General features: G+C 72.5%; 15 protein-coding genes and 1 pseudogene. 10 read left to right on the forward strand and 6 right to left on the reverse strand.

The window, feature by feature from the left end:
- Positions 1 to 33: 33 nt before the first annotated feature.
- Together OG867_RS21600 and OG867_RS21605 are read right to left on the reverse strand one after the other, a co-directional pair.
- Positions 34 to 453: a peptidoglycan-binding protein gene (locus OG867_RS21600; protein ID WP_406287646.1), complete on the reverse strand. Its 420-nt coding sequence runs from the start codon at positions 451 to 453 to the stop codon at positions 34 to 36.
- A 114-nt stretch (positions 454 to 567) separates the two neighbouring features.
- Positions 568 to 1485, reverse strand: a complete 918-nt coding sequence (locus tag OG867_RS21605) for a sugar phosphate isomerase/epimerase family protein (protein ID WP_406287649.1) — start codon at positions 1483 to 1485, stop codon at positions 568 to 570.
- Positions 1486 to 1608: 123 nt separating this feature from the next.
- On the opposite strand from OG867_RS21605, the gene iolC reads away from it, so the two are divergent.
- From iolC to OG867_RS21625, 4 genes are read left to right on the forward strand one after another with little or no spacing between them, the layout of a single operon-like run.
- Positions 1609 to 2595 carry a 5-dehydro-2-deoxygluconokinase gene (gene iolC / locus OG867_RS21610; RefSeq protein ID WP_328900230.1) on the forward strand — a complete coding sequence of 329 codons (987 nt, stop codon included), beginning with the start codon at positions 1609 to 1611 and terminating at the stop codon, positions 2593 to 2595.
- Positions 2592 to 3473: a 5-deoxy-glucuronate isomerase gene (gene iolB, locus OG867_RS21615; RefSeq protein WP_328900229.1), complete on the forward strand. Its 882-nt coding sequence runs from the start codon at positions 2592 to 2594 to the stop codon at positions 3471 to 3473. The genes iolC and iolB overlap by 4 nt, the downstream gene beginning before the upstream one ends.
- A complete protein-coding gene (gene iolD / locus OG867_RS21620) occupies positions 3470 to 5380 on the forward strand; it encodes a 3D-(3,5/4)-trihydroxycyclohexane-1,2-dione acylhydrolase (decyclizing) (protein WP_406287652.1) in 1911 nt (636 codons plus the stop codon). The genes iolB and iolD overlap by 4 nt, the downstream gene beginning before the upstream one ends.
- 12 nt (positions 5381 to 5392) lie before the next feature.
- Complete coding sequence (locus OG867_RS21625) at positions 5393 to 6892, forward strand: CoA-acylating methylmalonate-semialdehyde dehydrogenase (RefSeq protein WP_406287654.1); 1500 nt, start codon at positions 5393 to 5395, stop codon at positions 6890 to 6892.
- A 47-nt stretch (positions 6893 to 6939) separates the two neighbouring features.
- Here OG867_RS21625 and OG867_RS21630 read toward each other — a convergent pair whose 3' ends face one another.
- Both OG867_RS21630 and OG867_RS21635 read right to left on the reverse strand, forming a co-directional pair.
- Positions 6940 to 7410, reverse strand: a complete 471-nt coding sequence (locus tag OG867_RS21630; protein ID WP_406287656.1) for a GNAT family N-acetyltransferase — start codon at positions 7408 to 7410, stop codon at positions 6940 to 6942.
- A 97-nt stretch (positions 7411 to 7507) separates the two neighbouring features.
- Entirely contained in the window at positions 7508 to 8221 is a 714-nt protein-coding gene (locus OG867_RS21635) for a VC0807 family protein (protein ID WP_406287658.1), read from the reverse strand.
- 249 nt (positions 8222 to 8470) lie between these two features.
- On the opposite strand from OG867_RS21635, the gene OG867_RS21640 reads away from it, so the two are divergent.
- From OG867_RS21640 to OG867_RS21650, 3 genes and pseudogenes are all read left to right on the forward strand, one after another.
- The gene (locus tag OG867_RS21640) at positions 8471 to 9292 is read left to right on the forward strand and encodes a hypothetical protein (protein ID WP_406287661.1); all 822 of its coding nucleotides are present in this window, start codon (positions 8471 to 8473) and stop codon (positions 9290 to 9292) included.
- 64 nt (positions 9293 to 9356) lie between these two features.
- On the forward strand, positions 9357 to 9953 hold the full coding sequence (locus OG867_RS21645) for a DUF4291 domain-containing protein (protein WP_328900223.1): 597 nt from the start codon (positions 9357 to 9359) through the stop codon (positions 9951 to 9953).
- Positions 9954 to 10090: 137 nt separating this feature from the next.
- A pseudogene (locus OG867_RS21650) lies at positions 10091 to 10466 on the forward strand (IS630 family transposase); the annotation flags it as partial.
- 132 nt (positions 10467 to 10598) lie between these two features.
- Here OG867_RS21650 and pyrF read toward each other — a convergent pair.
- Together pyrF and OG867_RS21660 are read right to left on the reverse strand one after the other, a co-directional pair.
- Positions 10599 to 11300 carry an orotidine-5'-phosphate decarboxylase gene (pyrF, locus tag OG867_RS21655; protein WP_328900222.1) on the reverse strand — a complete coding sequence of 234 codons (702 nt, stop codon included), beginning with the start codon at positions 11298 to 11300 and terminating at the stop codon, positions 10599 to 10601.
- Positions 11301 to 11406: 106 nt separating this feature from the next.
- Positions 11407 to 11937 (reverse strand): AAA family ATPase, encoded by a 531-nt coding sequence (locus OG867_RS21660; RefSeq protein WP_328900221.1) that lies wholly within the window; start codon positions 11935 to 11937, stop codon positions 11407 to 11409.
- A gap of 162 nt (positions 11938 to 12099) precedes the next feature.
- Here OG867_RS21660 and OG867_RS21665 point away from each other — a divergent pair, with 162 nt between their 5' ends.
- The 3 genes from OG867_RS21665 (at position 12100) to OG867_RS21675 (ending at position 17324) form a co-directional block, all read left to right on the forward strand.
- Complete coding sequence (locus tag OG867_RS21665; RefSeq protein ID WP_406287663.1) at positions 12100 to 14763, forward strand: alpha/beta fold hydrolase; 2664 nt, start codon at positions 12100 to 12102, stop codon at positions 14761 to 14763.
- A complete protein-coding gene (locus OG867_RS21670) occupies positions 14760 to 15638 on the forward strand; it encodes an ABC transporter permease (RefSeq protein ID WP_406287665.1) in 879 nt (292 codons plus the stop codon). The genes OG867_RS21665 and OG867_RS21670 overlap by 4 nt, the downstream gene beginning before the upstream one ends.
- A gap of 132 nt (positions 15639 to 15770) precedes the next feature.
- Positions 15771 to 17324: a von Willebrand factor type A domain-containing protein gene (locus tag OG867_RS21675; RefSeq protein ID WP_406287667.1), complete on the forward strand. Its 1554-nt coding sequence runs from the start codon at positions 15771 to 15773 to the stop codon at positions 17322 to 17324.
- Positions 17325 to 17391: the final 67 nt, after the last annotated feature.

The following is a 17391-nucleotide window of genomic DNA, read 5'->3' on the forward strand; positions in this document are numbered from 1 at the left end:
CCGCCGTGTCGTCGACCGGGAGGACCGCCGCCGTCACGCCCCCGCGTCGGCCGGGGCGTCGCCGCGCCAGAGCGCGGCCCAGGTGTCCGTGTCGACCAGGCCGGTGCTGAGCAGGGGCGGGTGGTCGGCCTGGAAGCGCCGGACCGCGTCCAGGGTGCGCAGGCCGAACGTCCCGTCCACCGCGTCCCACGGCAGGTAGCGCCGGTTGGCCAGCATGCACTGCACCTGGAAGGCGCGGTCGCCCTGGTCGCCGACGACGGTCATCCCGTCCCCGTCGTAGAAGGCGCACACGGGGCTGGAGCCGGCCGGGGGTACGTTCTCGGCGTCGGCGGCGGCCCCCGGGGCCACGGCCACGGCGGCGGCCAGCGCGGCGGCGGCCAGGAGTCCGGTGGTCAGGGCCGAGGCGCGGGCGGACCGGCGCGAAGGCTGCGGGGACGAGGGGGTTCGGGACATGGAGGTCGCTCCTCGGTGAGTGCGGGGGGCGGGCCCGGGGGCCCGGTCTCACCGAGGACAACAGCCCGGCCCGGTCTCACGTCACTGCCCGGGGCCGGGCGAGCCCCGGACGGGTCAGGGCCGCCCGCAGGAGCGGAGGTAGTCGCGGGTGCGGCGGGCGATCGGGGACGGCCGGTCCGGCGGGCAGGGGTACATGTCCTGCTCGACGATGGCGAACAGGTCGACGTCCAGCCGGCGGGCGGCGGCGAGGACGGGCTCCAGGGCCGGGACCCCGCCCGGCGGTTCGCACATCACGCCGCGCGCCACGGCGGGACCGAACGGCACCTCGTCCGCCACCACCTCGGCGAGGACCGCCGGGTCCACCTGCTTGAGGTGGAGGTAGCCGATGCGCTCCCCGTACGTCTCGATCAGCTCGACGCTGTCGCCCCCGCAGTACGCGTAGTGCCCGGTGTCCAGGCAGAGCGAGACCAGGTCCGGGTCGGTGGCGTCGAGGAAGCGGGCGACGTTCTCCGCGGTGTCGATGTGGGTGTCGGCGTGGGGGTGAACGACGACGCGCAGCCCGTAACGGTCCCGGACCTCGCGCGCCAGCCGTTCGGTCTGCGTGGTGAGGTGGCGCCACTGATCGGCGGTGAGGACCCGGTCCTCCAGCACCTCGCCCGTCTTGTCGTCGCGCCAGAAGGAGGGGATGACCACGAGGTGCCCGGCGCCCATCGCTTGGGTGAGTGCCGCGATGCCGGCGACATGCTCCCAGGTCCGGTCCCAGACGTCCGGCCCGTGGTGCAATCCGGTGAAGACGGTCCCCGCCGAGACGGAGAGCCCCCGGCTGCCCGTCTCGTCCGCGAGGCGGGCCGGATCGGTCGGGAGGTAGCCGTACGGACCCAGCTCGATCCACTCGTAGCCCGCGGCGGAGACCTCGTCCAGGAAGCGCCGCCACGGCACCTGCCGCGGATCGTCGGGGAACCACACCCCCCAGGAGTCGGGCGCGGAGCCGATGCGGATGCAGGGCGAAGCGGAGGACGGGGAGGAGGTCATGCGCCAAGCCTCACCACGCGGGTGGACCACTGTCAAGAATACGTCCGTATGTCCGTACAAATGATTGACGATGATCCAAGCGGAGATGATCCAGGTACAGGCGCCCAGCCGAAGGGACGTTGCATGCCTGAGCAGCCGTACGACGTGATCACGATGGGGCGGATCGGGGTGGACCTCTACCCCCTGCGGACGGGGGTGCCGCTGGCCCGGGTCGACACCTTCGGGAAGTTCCTCGGCGGCTCCCCGTCCAATGTGGCGGTCGCCGCCGCCCGCCTCGGCCGGCGCACCGCCGTGGTGACCCGCACCGGCGAGGACCCCTTCGGCGACTATCTGCGGGAGCAACTGCGGGAGTTCGGGGTCGACGCCCGGTGGGCGACGCCCGTCGCCGCCTATCCGACGCCGGTCACCTTCTGCGAGGTCTTCCCGCCCGACGACTTCCCGCTGTACTTCTACCGGCAGCCCAAGGCCCCCGACCTGGAGATCCACGCCTCCGAGCTGGACCTCGAAGCGGTCCGGGCCGCCCGGGTGTTCTGGATGACCGGCACCGGCCTGTGCGCCGAGCCGAGCCGTGCGGCGACCCTCGCCGCGCTGCGCGCCCGCGACCGCTCCGGCACCACCGTCTTCGACCTCGACTGGCGCCCGATGTTCTGGCCGCCCGGCACCTGGGAACCGAGCCCGTCCGCCCGTTACCGCGAGGCCCTGGCTCATGCCACCGTCGCCGTCGGCAATCTGGACGAGTGCGAGATCGCCACCGGCGAGCGCGAACCGTACGCGGCCGCCCGCGCCCTCATCGAGGCCGGTGTCGAGCTCGCCGTCGTCAAGCAGGGCCCCGCGGGCGTCCTCGCCGTCCACCGGGACGGGACCGTCGCCGACGTACCGCCGCTCCCCGTCGACGTGGTCAACGGCCTCGGCGCGGGCGACGCGTTCGGCGGCGCGCTCTGCCACGGGCTGCTCAGCGGCTGGGACCTCGCGCGCACCATGCGGTACGCCAACGCGGCGGGCGCCATCGTCGCCGCCCGGCTCGCCTGCTCCTCCGCGATGCCGTTCCCGCACGAGGTCGAGGCCGCCCTCGCCGAAGGCGCGGTCACCGCACACGGCGAAGGGGCATGAGCATGCGAGGCGAACCGGCGTACCACCTCCCGGCCGGCTCCACCGCGCACGGCCCGTACGCCCTGGACATCGACCCCGAGCAGGCCGGCTGGGACCGGTCCGGCCTCCGCGTGCTGGAGCTGGAACCGGGAGGAGTTCACACACTTGTCACCGGGGAGAGCGAGTGGATCGTACTGCCGTTGACCGGCAGCTGTACGGTGCACATCTCAGATGAGATCTTTGAACTGCTGGGCCGGAGAAGCGTGTTCAGCGGCGTCTCCGACTTCGCCTATCTACCGCGCGACGCCCACGCACAGATCGCCTCCGGCGCAGGCGGCCGCTTCGCCCTGGCAGGAGCGAAGTGCGAGCGACGACTCCCCGCTCGCTACGGCCCCGCGCCGGAGGTACGCGTGGAACTGCGCGGCGCCGGCACCTGCTCCCGCCAGGTCCACAACTTCGCCGCCGCCGACGCCTTCGACTGCGACCGCCTCATCGCCGTGGAAGTCCTCACGCCCGGCGGCAACTGGTCCTCCTACCCGCCGCACAAGCACGACGAGCACCACCCCGGCGAGGAATCCGTCCTGGAGGAGATCTACTACTTCGAGGTCGAGGACGGCGGCCTCGGCTACCACCGGGTCTCCCCGTCCCGCCCCGGCGGAACGGACGTGCTGGCCGAGGTCCGCAGCGGCGACGCGGTCCTCATCCCGGACGGCTGGCACGGCCCGTCCATCGCCCAGCCGGGCCGCACCCTGTACTACCTCAACGTCATGGCGGGCCCCGGCGAGCAGCGGGAGTGGCTGATCCGCGACCACCCCGACCACCAGGGGGTGCGCGACACCTGGCCGTCCCAGCCGGTCGACCCCCGGCTGCCGCTCCACGGACCGGAGGACCCCGCATGACCGCGACGCCCGGCACGCCCTCCCCGGCCGGGGAGGCCACCCGCCGCCTCACCACCGCCCAGGCGCTCATCGCCTTCCTCACGCGCCAGTACGCCGAGCGCGACGGCGAACGCCACCGGCTGATCGCCGCCACCTGGGGCGTCTTCGGCCACGGCAACGTCGCCGGAATCGGCCAGGCGCTCCTGGAGACCGGCCCCGCGATGCCCTACCTCCAGGGCCGCAACGAACAGGCCATGGTGCACGCGGCCACCGGCCACGCCCGCCAGTCCGGCCGGCTGTCCGCCCACGCCGTCACCACCTCCATCGGCCCCGGTGCCACCAACCTCGTCACCGGCGCCGCCCTCGCCACCGTCAACCACCTCCCCGTCCTGCTGCTGCCCGGCGACACCTTCGCGACCCGCCCCGCCGACCCCGTACTCCAGCAGCTGGAAGTGGCGTACGCGGGCGACGTCTCCGTCAACGACTGCCTGCGCCCGGTCTCCCGCTCCTTCGACCGGATCACCCGGCCCGAGGCCCTGATCCCGGCCGCGCTGCACGCCATGCGGGTCCTGGCCGACCCGGCGGAGACCGGCGCGGTCACCCTCGCGCTGCCGCAGGACGTCCAGGCCGAGGCGCACGACTGGCCGGCGGAGTTCTTCGCGGAGCGCGTCTGGCACGTACGCCGTCCCGCCCCCGACCCGTACGAACTCGGCGCCGCCGTACGGGCGGTGCGGGCCGCCCGCCGTCCCCTGGTCGTCGCGGGCGGCGGGGTCCACCACAGCGCCGCCGAGGACGCGCTCGCCGCGTTCGCCGCAGCCACCGGCATCCCCGTCGCCTCCACCCAGGCGGGCAAGGGCTCGCTTCGCCACGACCACCCCGCCGACGTCGGCGGTATCGGCCACACCGGCACCGCCACCGCCGACGACCTCGCCCGCACCGCCGACCTCGTCATCGGTATCGGCACCCGCTACACCGACTTCACCACCGCGTCCGGGACCCTCTTCCAGCACCCCGGCGTCCGCTTCCTCAACGTCAACCTCACCGGCTTCGACGCCCACAAGCTCGCCGCGCTCCCGCTCGTCGCCGACGCCCGCACGGCCCTCGTCGCCCTCACCGAGGCCCTGGCCGGACACCGTACGGACCCCGTGTACGAGGCCGGGTACACCGAGGCCAAGGCCCGCTGGGAGCGGCGTGTCGACGCCGCGTACGCCACGCCCGACCCGCGGGCCCGCCCCACCCAGACCCAGGTCCTCGGCCTCCTGGACGAGCTGGTCACCGACGAGGACATCCTCGTCAACGCGGCCGGTTCGCTCCCCGGCGACCTGCACAAACTCTGGCGGACCCGCTCCCCGCGCCAGTACCACGTGGAGTACGGCTACTCCTGCATGGGCTACGAGATCCCGGCGGCGCTCGGCGTGTGCATGGCGGCCCCGGACCGCCCGGTCTGGGCGCTCGTCGGCGACGGCACCTACCTCATGAACCCCACCGAGATCGTCACCGCCGTCCAGGAGAACCTGCCGGTCAAGCTGGTCATCCTGCAGAACCACGGCTACGCCTCGATCGGCGGCCTCTCCGAGGCGACCGGCGGCGAGCGCTTCGGCACGGACTACCGGCACCGGTCGGCGGACGGGGGCTTCACCGGACCCCCGCTCCCCGTGGACCTCGCCGCCAACGCGGCCTCGCTCGGCATGCGGGTGCTGCGCGCCGGGACGGTGGCCGAGCTGCGGGCGGCCCTCGCCGAGGCCCGCGTGGCAGACCGGCCCGTCTGCGTACACGTGGAGACCGAAACGCCCGGCGACGGACAGGGGCCGCCGGAGGCACAGGCGTGGTGGGATGTTCCCGTGGCCGGGACGGCCACCCGCCCCGCGGCGGTCGAAGCACGGAAAGAGTACGAACGACACAGCGCCGGCCGACGCCGTCACCTCTGAAGGAGCCACAGCATGAAGACCGTGAACCACTGGATCGGTGGCAAGACCGTCGAGGGCACCTCGGGCAACTACGGCGAGGTCACCGACCCCGCCACCGGCGCCGTCACCACCCGGGTCGCGTTCGCCTCGCCGGACGAGGCCGATACGGCGGTGGCCGCCGCGAAGGACGCCTACCGGACGTGGCGCGACTCCTCACTGTCGGCCCGTACGGCGGTCCTGTTCCGCTATCACGCGCTGCTGGACGCCCACCGGGACGAGATCGCCGCGCTGATCACCGCCGAGCACGGCAAGGTGCACTCCGACGCGCTGGGCGAGGTGGCGCGCGGCCTGGAGATCGTGGAGCTGGCCTGCGGGATCACGACGCAGCTCAAGGGCGAGCTGTCCACCCAGGTCTCGAACCGGGTCGACGTGTCCTCGATCCGCCAGCCGCTGGGCGTCGTCGCGGGGATCACGCCGTTCAACTTCCCGGCCATGGTGCCGATGTGGATGTTCCCGCTCGCCATCGCCTGCGGCAACACCTTCGTGCTCAAGCCCAGCGAGAAGGACCCGTCCGCCGCCCACCTGCTGGCCGAGCTGGCCGCGGAGGCCGGGCTTCCGGACGGTGTGCTGAACGTGCTGCACGGCGACCGGGTCGCCGTCGACGCGCTCCTCGACCACCCGGACGTCGCCGCCGTCTCCTTCGTCGGCTCGACGCCCATCGCCCGCCACATCCACGCCACCGCCTCGGCCAACGGCAAGCGCGTGCAGGCGCTCGGCGGCGCGAAGAACCACATGCTGGTGCTGCCCGACGCGGACCTGGACGCCGCCGCCGACGCCGCCGTCTCCGCCGCGTACGGCTCGGCGGGGGAGCGCTGCATGGCGATCTCCGCCGTCGTCGCCGTGGGCGCGATCGGCGACGAGCTGGTCGCCCGGATCAAGGAGCGGGCCGCCCGGATCACGATCGGCCCCGGCACGGACCCCTCGTCCGAGATGGGCCCGCTGATCACCGCCGCCCACCGCGACAAGGTCGCCTCGTACGTCACCGGCGCCGCCGCCCAGGGCGCCGAAGTGGTCCTCGACGGGACCGGATTCACCGTCGACGGCTTCGAGGACGGCCACTGGATCGGCCTCTCCCTCCTCGACCACGTCTCGACCGGCTCCGACGCGTACAAGGACGAGATCTTCGGCCCGGTGCTGTGCGTGCTGCGCGTGGAGACGTACGAGGAGGGCGTCGCCCTCATGAACGCCTCGCCGTACGGGAACGGCACCGCGATCTTCACCCGCGACGGCGGCGCGGCCCGCCGCTTCCAGCTGGAGATCGAGGCCGGCATGGTCGGCGTCAACGTGCCGATCCCGGTCCCCGTCGGCTACCACTCCTTCGGCGGCTGGAAGGACTCCCTCTTCGGCGATCACCACATCTACGGCAACGACGGCGTCCACTTCTACACCCGCGGCAAGGTCACCACGACCCGCTGGCCCGACCCGGCGGACGCCCCGGCGGGCGTGGACCTGGGCTTCCCCAGGAACCACTGACCCGGTGACGGCCCGAGTACGGGCCGGGCCCCCGCCCCGGCCCGTACTCAGCCCAGCTCCAGCACCCCGACCGTCTGGTCCCCGCTCGTCTCGCCCGTGGGCCGGAAACCGAGCCCCAGGTAGAAGCCTTCGGGGCCGTCGTCGCCCGGATGCCAGGTGACGTACATCCGCGTACCGCCGCGCCGCCGGATCTCGTCGGCCACGCACCCGACCGCGAACCGCCCGTAGCCGCGCCCCTGTTCCCCCGCCGCGATGTTGAGGCGCCACAGCCCCGAGCGGATGTCCCGCCCGGTGCCGTCACCCGCGAAGTCGATGTCCAGGAAGGCCATCAGGAAGCCGACGATCCGGTTCCCGTCGAGCACGAGCCGGGGCCAGGCGGTCTCCTGATGCGCGTACGCCTCGGCGAGGGACTTCACGACGGGCGCCACCAGGTGCTCCTGGTCGGGCCGGACGCGCAGGCCGATCGCGGCATCGACATTGGCGGCGGTGACCTCGGCCAGCCTCAGCGAAGTAGTCATACGAAAACGGTAAACGCCGAGGTCAACCGGTTTACGGCCGCACACATGACCGCAGGGCCACTCCCCCGGAGTGGCCCTGCGGAGTTCTGGTGGACGGTCAACGGTCCGAGGAGGCGTCCGCCTCGGCCGCGATCATGCGCTCCATCGGGACGACCCCGATACGGCCCGAGACGAGGAAGGCCAGGACCATCGAGGCGACCATGAGCACCGTTCCGGCCCACACCATCGTCTCGACCGGCACGGTGTACGCGCCCACGGCCCGCACCGCGCACTCGGTGAGCAGCGCGCCGCCCCACACCGCCGAGAACCGGATCTCGGCCCGCTGGAAGGCCGGCGAACCGGCGGAGAGCCGTTCCCAGGCGGCCGTCTTCGCGGCCTCGCCCCGGGTCAGCCACGGCCGCAGGCCCGCCGACAGCATCGGGCGGCCCCGCAGCGCCGTCACCAGGAACGTCAGGCCGACGACGCTGCTCACCGCGCTGTCCTTGAGGAGCATCAGCCGGGGGTCACCGGACACCAGGCCCAGCAGCAGCGAGACCGCGTTGACCGACACCATGAGCGCCGCGAGGGCGTTGAGCCGCCGGTCGCGCACGGCGCCCCACACGGTGCGCACGAGCGGCACCACGCTGCTCCAGGCCAGCGCGCCGAAGGTGGAGAACCCCGCCGCCTTCAGCGCGTAGTACGCGGCGAGTGGCAGCGCGACGTCCACCAGCAGCGGCTTCAGGCTGTCCACGAGGGCCTTGCGGGGCGCGATCGGGGCGGGGGTGTCGACGGCGGGGGAGGGGGCGGTGAGTGTGGCGGCCGGGCTGCTCATGTCGGTTCCTCCCGTTGCGGCGGCGCCTTCGTGGCTCCCGCTCTCGACACGTACAGACTGCCGATCCGGGCCCCCTCCCCGGCAGAGCCGCGTGTACTGACCTCCGCATGACGAATGTCATCGCCTTCGCATGCGGTCGTACGGCTCCGAGCGCGTGACCCGATCGTTGCCGTACGGCGTACAACCGCGTCGGGTCATGCCTGGTCCCACTGACGTTCCGGTTTTCAAAGGGAGGGGATGGTCTCGCGTATGGCGAAGACGATGTGGAACGCGGTGGTGGCCGGGGGAGCGGCGGCCGTGTTCACCGCGATGGCAGCGGTACCGGCGGGGGCGGCGGAGGGGGGCGCGTCCTTCTCGCGGGTGTCGTTCAACGGCGGAAAGCCGATCGTGATCGGGGTGCAGGAGGTGGTCGAGGTGCACGGGACCTTCCGGATGACGACCACGCGACAGTTCGACTACGGGCCGACCGTGTATCCGTACCGGGGGAGCCTCGAAGGCGGGGACAGCCTGTGGACCTTGATCACCACCAGCGACTGCCGCCCCGTGGCGAAGGGGACCTGCGACTTCGAGGAGTGGCTGGAGATCGACCCGCGTCACGTCGACTTCGGCAACGAGGACGTGGGCACCTGGAAGACCGCGGCCGAGATCTCGTACGTCGGTGACGACTACGACAAGGACGACATGAACATCCCGATCCAGGTCCAGCGCGCCACCCGCGTCACCGTCAACGCCGCGCCCGAGCCGGTCACGTTCGGCAAGACCGTCACCGTCACCGGCAAGGTCACCCGGGCGAACTGGGACACGCACACCTACCAGGGCTACGCGGGCCGCACGGTCAGCCTCCAGTTCAAGGCGGACGGCGCGTCCTCGTACAAGACGGTCAAGAAGGTGACGTCCAGCTCGACGGGGGCGCTCAAGACCACCGTGAAGGCCACCGAGTCCGGCACCTGGCGGTGGAACTACTACGGGAACTCCACGGCCGGCGCGAAGGCGTCGACCGGTGACCACGTCGTCGTGTCGTCCGGCGTCCGCGTGATGCACGGCCCGCGCGTGATGCACGCCGCCCGGTAGCGCCGCCGGGGGCGCTACCGGAAACTCGTTCGCCGTCCCCCGCCGCCGGTGCTGGGATGGCTGCATGACCGCATCCGCAGCCATCCCGCCCCAGCACCGGATCCGCGCCCTCCACACCGCCGGGACCGTGACCGTCTATCAGGCGTACAGCCCGTCGCTCGGGCTGCCCGCCGCCCGCGACGGGCGTTTCCCGGCCGCCTGGAAGCGCGACCGCATGACGTGGATCAAGCCGAGCTTCCTGTGGATGATGTACCGCTGCGGCTGGGGGACGAAGGAGGGCCAGGAGACCGTCCTCGCCGTGGAGATCACCCGCGAGGGCTTCGACTGGGCTCTCGCCCACGCCGAACTCTCCCACTACGAACGGGACGTGCACCCCGACCGCGCCACCTGGCAGCGCGACCTGCGCCGGGCCCCCGCCCGCGTCCAGTGGGACCCCGAGCGCGACCTCCACCTGAACCGGCTCCCGTACCGCTCGCTCCAGCTCGGCCTGGCCGGGGAGGCGTCACGGCGTTACGCGGACGAGTGGACGGTCTCGATCCGCGACGTCACCCCGCTCGCCCGGGAGATCCACGCACTGGCCGGCGCGGGCGAGACGGAGGCCGCGACCGCGCTGCTGCCCGCCGAGACGCCGTACCCGCTGCCGGTGCCCGCGACCTGGTGATCTGACCGGAAATGATCACCTGATTGGTGTCGACTGATCTTGCGCCGGTCGGATGTGACGACACGTCCGGACGGCGGGGGAGGCGCGATGGCAGAGCTGGTCAGTCTGCGGCCCCTGTTCCCCCGCCGCGATGTTGAGGCGCCGCGCCACAGCCCACTCAGTGGGCGGGAGGCCGTCCCCGCCTGCTTGACGATGACGACGAGGAGTTCGTCATCCAGACGGCCACCACCCGCCCACCAGAATTGGCAGGCCCTTCACTCGCTGGTCGATCCGCAAGCTCGCCTACCATCTGCGGTACAACATCGCCCGGCTGATAGCCATCGGCCGCGACACCCTGCGATGCCTGAGGAACCCAGCGACCCGGATTTCGACGCCAAGCTGGACCGGATCGAGTACGCGCTGACCGAACGCCCCTGCGCTTTCGCCGAGTTCGGACCGTTCGGTATCCGCCCGACCGGCGGGTCCTGCTGGGCGAGGCAGAGCCGTCCGGACCGGCCGGCGCGACATCAACGCCCGTCACCGCGAAGTCCTCGCCGCCCAACGCAAAGAACGCGCCCGCATTCGCAGCGAGAAAGGCATCCGCCGGGGTGGTCGGCCGTTCTCCTCGGTAGCAGCCTGACCATCGAGTTCGGTGATTGTTTCCGCTCACGGCTCCAGGCCGGCGCGGACGAGCCGGAATGCAGCCACAGGGTCTGCGGCACGGCTGACGGCCCGGCCCACGACAATATGTGACGCACCTGCGGCAATGGCCGCACGTGGTGTGCCGATCCGGGCGTGCTCACCTGGGGACTCACCAGGAAGCGCGACTCCCGGCGTGACGATCAGGGTGCCGGCTCCCAGCGCACGACGCAGCGGCCCGGCTTCCTGCGGCGATGCGATCACGCCATGGCAACCAGCGCCTTCCGCCAGGCGCGCCAGCCGCAGCACCTGTTCCTCGGTCGAGGCTGAGCCGGTGACTCCGACGTCAGCGAGATCGGATCTCGTCATACTGGTGACGACAGTCAAAGCCAGCACGCGAAGACGTGGAAAGTCGCGGGCCGCTTCGACAGCGGCGGACATGATGGCGGTGCCACCCATGCTGTGGACGGTCACCATGGAGACACCCAGAGCACCCGCGGCACGGACCGCACCGGCCACAGAGTTCGGGATCTCGAAGAGCTTCAGGTCCAGGAAGACCTCCTTGCCCTTGGCTACAAGGTGCCCGATCAGATCCGGCCCGGCCGCCGTGAGCAGCTCAATCCCGACCTTGTAAAAACGGCACTCCTCGCCCAGCCGGTCGACCACTTCGTCAACCGCTCGGCGATTGTCAAAGTCCAAGGCAACGATGATCTGACTGTTTCGATCCACGGCGTCATTGTCACCCACGTGGCATTGAGGGCGTCAGCGGCCTGCACCGCAGCCGCCTGCCCTCACGAGCAATCCCGGCCGTCCAACCCGGTGAACCTTTGCGGCCCTAGCCCCACCCCGTCAGCTCCACGATCTCCCGCGCGATGTCCGGCACCGTCCGCCCGTCGGTCGCCACCCGTGCGGTGTCCGCCGGGGCCCGTGCGTCGAGCATCCGGGCCTTGCGGTGGCTGCTGAGCAGCTCGTGCTCCAGCTCGGAGCCGATCTCGCGGCCGGTGAGCCGCTGCTCGGCCGTCGCGTCGGACGCGGTCAGCAGCACCCGTGCGCACCGCACCCCGGCCCCCATCGCGCGCTCGAACATGGTCGCCGTCTCGGGCAGCACGCACACCGTGTTGGTGTAGACGAGGCGGCGCACGCCCAGGGCCGCGTAGTTGGCCCAGACCGCCGTCAGATTGCGTTCGGTGATCAGGGAGCGGTGCGGGTCGCCGTCCGGCGCGGGATGTACGGCGCACATGAAGTCCCCGTCGATCACCGCGTGCACGGCCCCCGCCTCGCGCAGCCGCGCCGACACCTCCCAGGCCACGGTGGTCTTCCCGACGCCCGCGCGGCCGCCTATGAGCAGTACTTCCGGCTGTTCCATGGCGGCAGCGTTCCAGAGCGCGGGGGCGTCGCGCGACGCGATTGCCGGGCCGGGGCATACCGCGTCCGGAGTACGAGGCCCGCTTCCGTACGCCTTGAGGATGCCCGGGAGTTCCGACCGGCGGCAGGTGGGGCGGGGTGGCGGGCCGCATAGGGTCGACGCATGGACTCCCCTGTTGCGCGTACGTCCCGGTGGCGGCGCCTGCTGCCCCGCACCCGAGGCCGGTGGGCGGCGGCCGGTGCCGCGCTCCTCGTGCTCGCCGGTGCGGGCACCTGGACGGCGGTGGCCGACGACAGCGGCCCGGCCGTGCACCGCCAGGACCGGATGATGCGCGTCGACGGGGTCTCCCTCGACACCTCGTACTTCACGGCCGGGGGCGACGGGCGCCGGCCCGCCGTGCTCATCGGCCACGGATTCGGCGGCAGCAAGGCGGAGACCCGGGCGCAGGCCGAACAATTGGCCCGCGACGGGTACGCCGTCCTCACCTGGTCCGCCCGCGGCTTCGGCAAGTCCGGCGGCAGGATCGGGCTGAACGCCCCCGACCGCGAGGTCAAGGACGTGTCCCGGCTGATCGACTGGCTCGCCGGGCGCCCCGAGGTCCGGCTCGACGCCAAGGGCGATCCGCGCGTCGGCATCACCGGAGCGTCCTACGGCGGCGCGGTCTCGCTGCTCGCCGCCGGCTACGACCACCGCGTCGACGCCGTCGCCCCGCAGATCACCTACTGGAACCTCGCCGACGCGCTCTTCCCGGACGGGGTGTTCAAGAAACTCTGGGCCGGGATCTTCGTCAACTCCGGCGGCGGCTGCGCCAACTTCGAGAAGGAGCTGTGCGACCTGTACGAGCGGGTCGCCGTCAGCGGCAAGCCGGACGCCGCCGCCCGCGACCTGCTCACGCAGCGCTCCCCGAGCGCCGTCGCCGACCGCGTCAAGACCCCCGCGCTCATCGTGCAGGGCCAGACCGACTCCCTGTTCCCGCTCGGCCAGGCCGACGCCATGGCGAAGGCCATCGCCGCCAACGGCGCCCCCGTCTCCGTCGACTGGGCGGCCGGCGGGCACGACGGGGGTGACATGGAGACCGGCCGGGTACAGAAGAGGATCGCCGGCTGGTTCGACCGGTATCTGAAGGGGGAAGAGGGCGCCGACACCGGACCCGCCTTCCGTGTCACCCGGACCGGCGGCATCGACTCCACGGACGGCGCCGCCCTGACCAGGGGCGCGAGCAGCGACACGTACCCGGGCCTGCACAGCGGCCCCCGGACCGTCGGACTGCACGGGCGCACCCAGAGGATCAGCAACCCCGCGGGGGCCAACCCGCCGTCGATCTCCGCCGTCCCCGGCGTCGGCGGCTCGCTCGCCCAGCTCTCCACCCTCGGCGTCGGCGGCCTCGCCCTCGACTTCCCCGGCCAGTACGCCCGCTTCGACTCCGCCCCGCTGCCCACCGCCCGCCGCATCACCGGCGCCCCCACGGTCCGGGTGACCGTGAAGGCCGACCACGGCGACGCGGTCCTGTTCGGCAAGGTGTACGACGTGTCGCCGGACGGGAAGCGGCAGGTGCTGCCCGCCCAGCTCGTCGCGCCGTACCGGATCGCCCCCGAGCGACAGGGCAAGCCGCTGGAGCTGACCCTGCCCGCCGTCGACCACGAACTCGACGCGGGCCACCGCCTCCGCCTCGTCCTCGCCTCGACCGACCTCGGCTACGCGTCCCCGGCCGAGCCCGCCACGTACACGGTCTCCCTCGACGGGCCCCTCACCCTTCCCACCGCGCCCGGCCTGAAATCCGCCTCGGCCGCACTGCCCTGGTGGACCTGGGGCCTGCCGGCCGCCGCCCTGGTGATCGCCGCCGTCCTGCTGCTCACCGCCCGGCGCCGTACCGCGACGCCCGCACCCGACCCCGCACTCACCGACGTACCGCTCCAGATCACCGGCCTGTCCAAGAAGTACGCCAAGTCGGCCGACCGGTACGCCGTGCGCGACCTCTCCTTCCGCGTCGAGAAGGGGCAGGTGCTCGGCCTGCTGGGCCCCAACGGGGCCGGGAAGACCACCACCCTGCGCATGCTCATGGGGCTCATCACCCCCGACGACGGCGAGATCCGGGTCTTCGGGCGGGCCATCCGCCCCGGCGCGCCCGTGCTGTCCCGGGTCGGCTGCTTCGTGGAGGGCGCGGGCTTCCTGCCGCACCTGTCCGGGCGCGCCAACCTGGAGCTGTACTGGAAGGCCACCGGGCGCCCCGACGAGGACGCGTGCATCGAGGAGGCCCTGGAGATCGCCGGACTCGGTGACGCCCTGGCCCGCGCCGTGCGCACGTACTCGCAGGGCATGCGGCAGCGGCTCGCCATCGCCCAGGCCATGCTCGGCATGCCGGACCTGCTCATCCTGGACGAACCGACCAACGGCCTCGACCCGCCGCAGATCCGGGAGATGCGCGACGTGATGATCCGGTACGCGGCCGGCGGCCGCACCGTGATCGTCTCCAGCCACCTCCTGTCCGAGGTGGAGCAGTCCTGCACGCATCTGGTCGTCATGGACCGGGGCAGGCTCGTCCAGGCGGGCCCGGTCGCCGAGATCACCGGCTCCGGCGACATGCTCCTGGTCACCGCCGCCGACCCGCTCACCGAACCCCTCGTGGAGAAGGTCGCCGCCCTGCCGGGCATCGGCTCCGCCGTCCGCACCGACGACGGGCACGGGCTCCTCGTCCGGCTCGACGGGGCGAGCTCCCCGGAACTGATCGCCGAACTGGTCCGCCTCGACGTCCCGCTGACGGGCGTCGGCCCGCACCGCCGCCTGGAGGACGCCTTCCTCACCCTGATCTCCGGAGGCTCCGCATGAGCACCGCAGCCGGCCTCGCCGAGGCCCCCGAGGCGCCCGGCTACCGCGCCCGCCACACCCTCCCGCTGCGCGTCGAGGCGGTCCGGCAGCTGCGCCGGCGCCGGACCCTGCTCATGGGCGGGGTGCTGGCCGCACTGCCGTTCATCCTGATCATCGCCTTCGCGATCGGCGGCACCCCGGACGGCGGGCCCGGCGGCGCCGACCGGATCACGCTGATGGACACGGCGACCGCGTCCGCCGCGAACTTCGCCGCGACCTGCCTGTTCGTCTCGGCGGGCTTCCTGCTCGTCGTCCCGGTCGCGCTGTTCTGCGGCGACACCGTGGCCTCCGAGGCGAGCTGGTCCTCGTTGCGCTATCTGCTGGCCGCGCCCGTGCCCCGGGCCAGGCTGCTGTGGAGCAAGCTCGTCGTCGCGCTGGGCTTCAGCCTCGCCGCGATGGTGCTGCTGCCGCTCGTCGCGCTCGCGGCGGGGGCGGCGGCCTACGGCTGGGGGCCGCTCCAGCTCCCGACCGGCGGAGCGCTGTCGGCCGGGGACGCGGTGCCGCGCCTCGCGCTCGTCGTCGCGTTCGTCTTCGTGTCCCAACTGGTGACCGCGGGGCTCGCGTTCTGGCTGTCGACCAAGACGGACGCCCCGCTCGGCGCGGTGGGCGGGGCGGTCGGGCTGACCATCGTCGGCAATGTGCTCGACGCCGTGACCGCGCTCGGCTCCTGGCGCGACTTCCTGCCCGCCCACTGGCAGTTCGCCTGGGCGGACGCGCTCCAGCCCACCATTGAATGGGGCGGTATGGCGAAGGGCGCGGCCGTATCAGTGACGTATGCCCTGATCCTGTTCGCTTGCGCGTTCCGGGGGTTCAGCCGTAAGGACATCGTGTCCTGACCTTGACATTCCGCCGGTTCCGCGCTCGCCGTTGCCGCATCGAGATCGTTCCGCAACCCTTTCGTCCGGTCCGGGCCACCCGTTCGCACGTCACATTCACCAGTGCTGACGTGATGACACAGGGGGTACGGGATGGAACACCGCATACGGAAGTACCGGGGCCCGGTCGGGCTGTTGCTCGCGGCGGGCGTGCTGCTCACCGGATGCTCGGGGGCGGACAGCGGCGGCAGGGCGACGTCCGACCAGCGGCGCGCGGGGGCGCCCGCGCCCGCCTACACGGGTGGAGCGAAGGAGGGGGGCGAGGCGGACCGGGTGAAGGAGACCGCGCGGCCCGACTACCTCTCCACCTTCGCACTGGACGTCGACACCGCCTCGTACGGCTACGCCCGCCGCACCCTCGCCGACGGCCGGCTGCCCGGACCGGAGACCGTGCGGCCCGAGGAGTTCGTCAACAGCTTCCGCCAGGGCTACCACCGCCCCGAGGGCAACGGCTTCTCGGTCTCCGTCGACGGGGCCAGGGCCGCCGAGGAGGACGGCGACTGGTCGCTGGTCCGGGTCGGCCTGGCCACCAAGGCCGCGCCCAGCACCGCCGAACGGCCCCCGGCCGCGCTCACCTTCGTGGTGGACGTCTCCGGCTCGATGAACTCGCCCGACCGGCTCGGCCTGGTCAAGACCTCGCTCGGCATCCTCACGGACGAGCTGCGCGACGACGACTCGATCAGCCTGGTCACCTTCAGCGACGAGGCGGAGACCGTCCTGCCGATGACCCGGCTGAAGGGCCACCGGAGCAGGATCCGCGACGCGGTCGACTCGCTGGAACCCGGCGCCTCCACCAACGTCGGGGCGGGCATCGAGCGCGGTTACGAGGAGGCGGTGGAGGGCCGCCGCAAGGGCGGCAACAACCGGGTCGTCCTGCTCTCCGACGCGCTGGCCAACACCGGCGACACCGAGGCGGACGACATCCTCGAACGGATCGACTCGGCCCGCCGCGAGTACGGCATCACGCTGTTCGGCGTGGGCGTCGGCAGCGACTACGGCGACGCGTTCATGGAGCAGCTGACCAACAAGGGCGACGGCCACACCACGTACATCGCCGACGAGGAACAGGCCCGCAAGGTGTTCGTGGACCAGCTCCCCGCCCACCTCGAACTGACCGCCCGGGACGCCAAGGCGCAGGTCGCCTTCGACCGGAAGACCGTCGAGAAGTTCAAGCTGATCGGCTACGAGGACCGCAAGGTCGCCGACGACGACTTCCGCGACGACACCGTGGACGGCGGCGAGGTCGGCCCCGGCCACACCGTCACCGCCCTGTACGCGGTGCGGCTGCGCGACGGCGCCTCCGGCCATGTCGCCACCGCGACCGTGCGCTGGCTCGACCCGAAGACCCGCAAGCCGCACGAGGAGACCGGTTCCGTGACGACCGGGGCGATCACCGGCACGCTCTGGGGCGGCCGGAGCACCCGCCTCCAGGTGACGGCGGTGGCCGCCTACTTCGCGGAGAACCTGCGCGGCACCGCCCTGCCCGGCGCCCCGGGCCTCGGCGAACTCGCGGACCGGGCCGAGAAGCTGGCCACGACGACCGAGGACACCTCGGTGACGAAGCTGGCCGACGCGATCACCCGCGCGGAGCGGCTGAAGGGCGGCCGGGACACCGTGGAGGACAAGGGAGAGGGCGAGATGGACTGACAGGCCGGGCGGCCGGTGCGCTCGCGTCGGCTGCCCGCCGGACCCCTCGGAGCCCCAACCGGTCTTA

Origin of the sequence: Streptomyces sp. NBC_00209, assembly GCF_045206345.1 — a bacterium.
Taxonomy (GTDB): Bacteria; Actinomycetota; Actinomycetes; order Streptomycetales; family Streptomycetaceae; genus Streptomyces.

Coding starts and splice junctions, on each gene's coding strand:
- OG867_RS21600 (WP_406287646.1), bottom strand. CDS start 453: ATGTCCCGAACCCCCTCGTCCCCGCAGCCTTCGCGCCGGTCCGCCCGC.
- OG867_RS21605 (WP_406287649.1), bottom strand. CDS start 1,485: ATGACCTCCTCCCCGTCCTCCGCTTCGCCCTGCATCCGCATCGGCTCC.
- iolC (WP_328900230.1), top strand. CDS start 1,609: ATGCCTGAGCAGCCGTACGACGTGATCACGATGGGGCGGATCGGGGTG.
- iolB (WP_328900229.1), top strand. CDS start 2,592: ATGAGCATGCGAGGCGAACCGGCGTACCACCTCCCGGCCGGCTCCACC.
- iolD (WP_406287652.1), top strand. CDS start 3,470: ATGACCGCGACGCCCGGCACGCCCTCCCCGGCCGGGGAGGCCACCCGC.
- OG867_RS21625 (WP_406287654.1), top strand. CDS start 5,393: ATGAAGACCGTGAACCACTGGATCGGTGGCAAGACCGTCGAGGGCACC.
- OG867_RS21630 (WP_406287656.1), bottom strand. CDS start 7,410: ATGACTACTTCGCTGAGGCTGGCCGAGGTCACCGCCGCCAATGTCGAT.
- OG867_RS21635 (WP_406287658.1), bottom strand. CDS start 8,221: ATGAGCAGCCCGGCCGCCACACTCACCGCCCCCTCCCCCGCCGTCGAC.
- OG867_RS21640 (WP_406287661.1), top strand. CDS start 8,471: ATGGCGAAGACGATGTGGAACGCGGTGGTGGCCGGGGGAGCGGCGGCC.
- OG867_RS21645 (WP_328900223.1), top strand. CDS start 9,357: ATGACCGCATCCGCAGCCATCCCGCCCCAGCACCGGATCCGCGCCCTC.
- OG867_RS21660 (WP_328900221.1), bottom strand. CDS start 11,937: ATGGAACAGCCGGAAGTACTGCTCATAGGCGGCCGCGCGGGCGTCGGG.
- OG867_RS21665 (WP_406287663.1), top strand. CDS start 12,100: ATGGACTCCCCTGTTGCGCGTACGTCCCGGTGGCGGCGCCTGCTGCCC.
- OG867_RS21670 (WP_406287665.1), top strand. CDS start 14,760: ATGAGCACCGCAGCCGGCCTCGCCGAGGCCCCCGAGGCGCCCGGCTAC.
- OG867_RS21675 (WP_406287667.1), top strand. CDS start 15,771: ATGGAACACCGCATACGGAAGTACCGGGGCCCGGTCGGGCTGTTGCTC.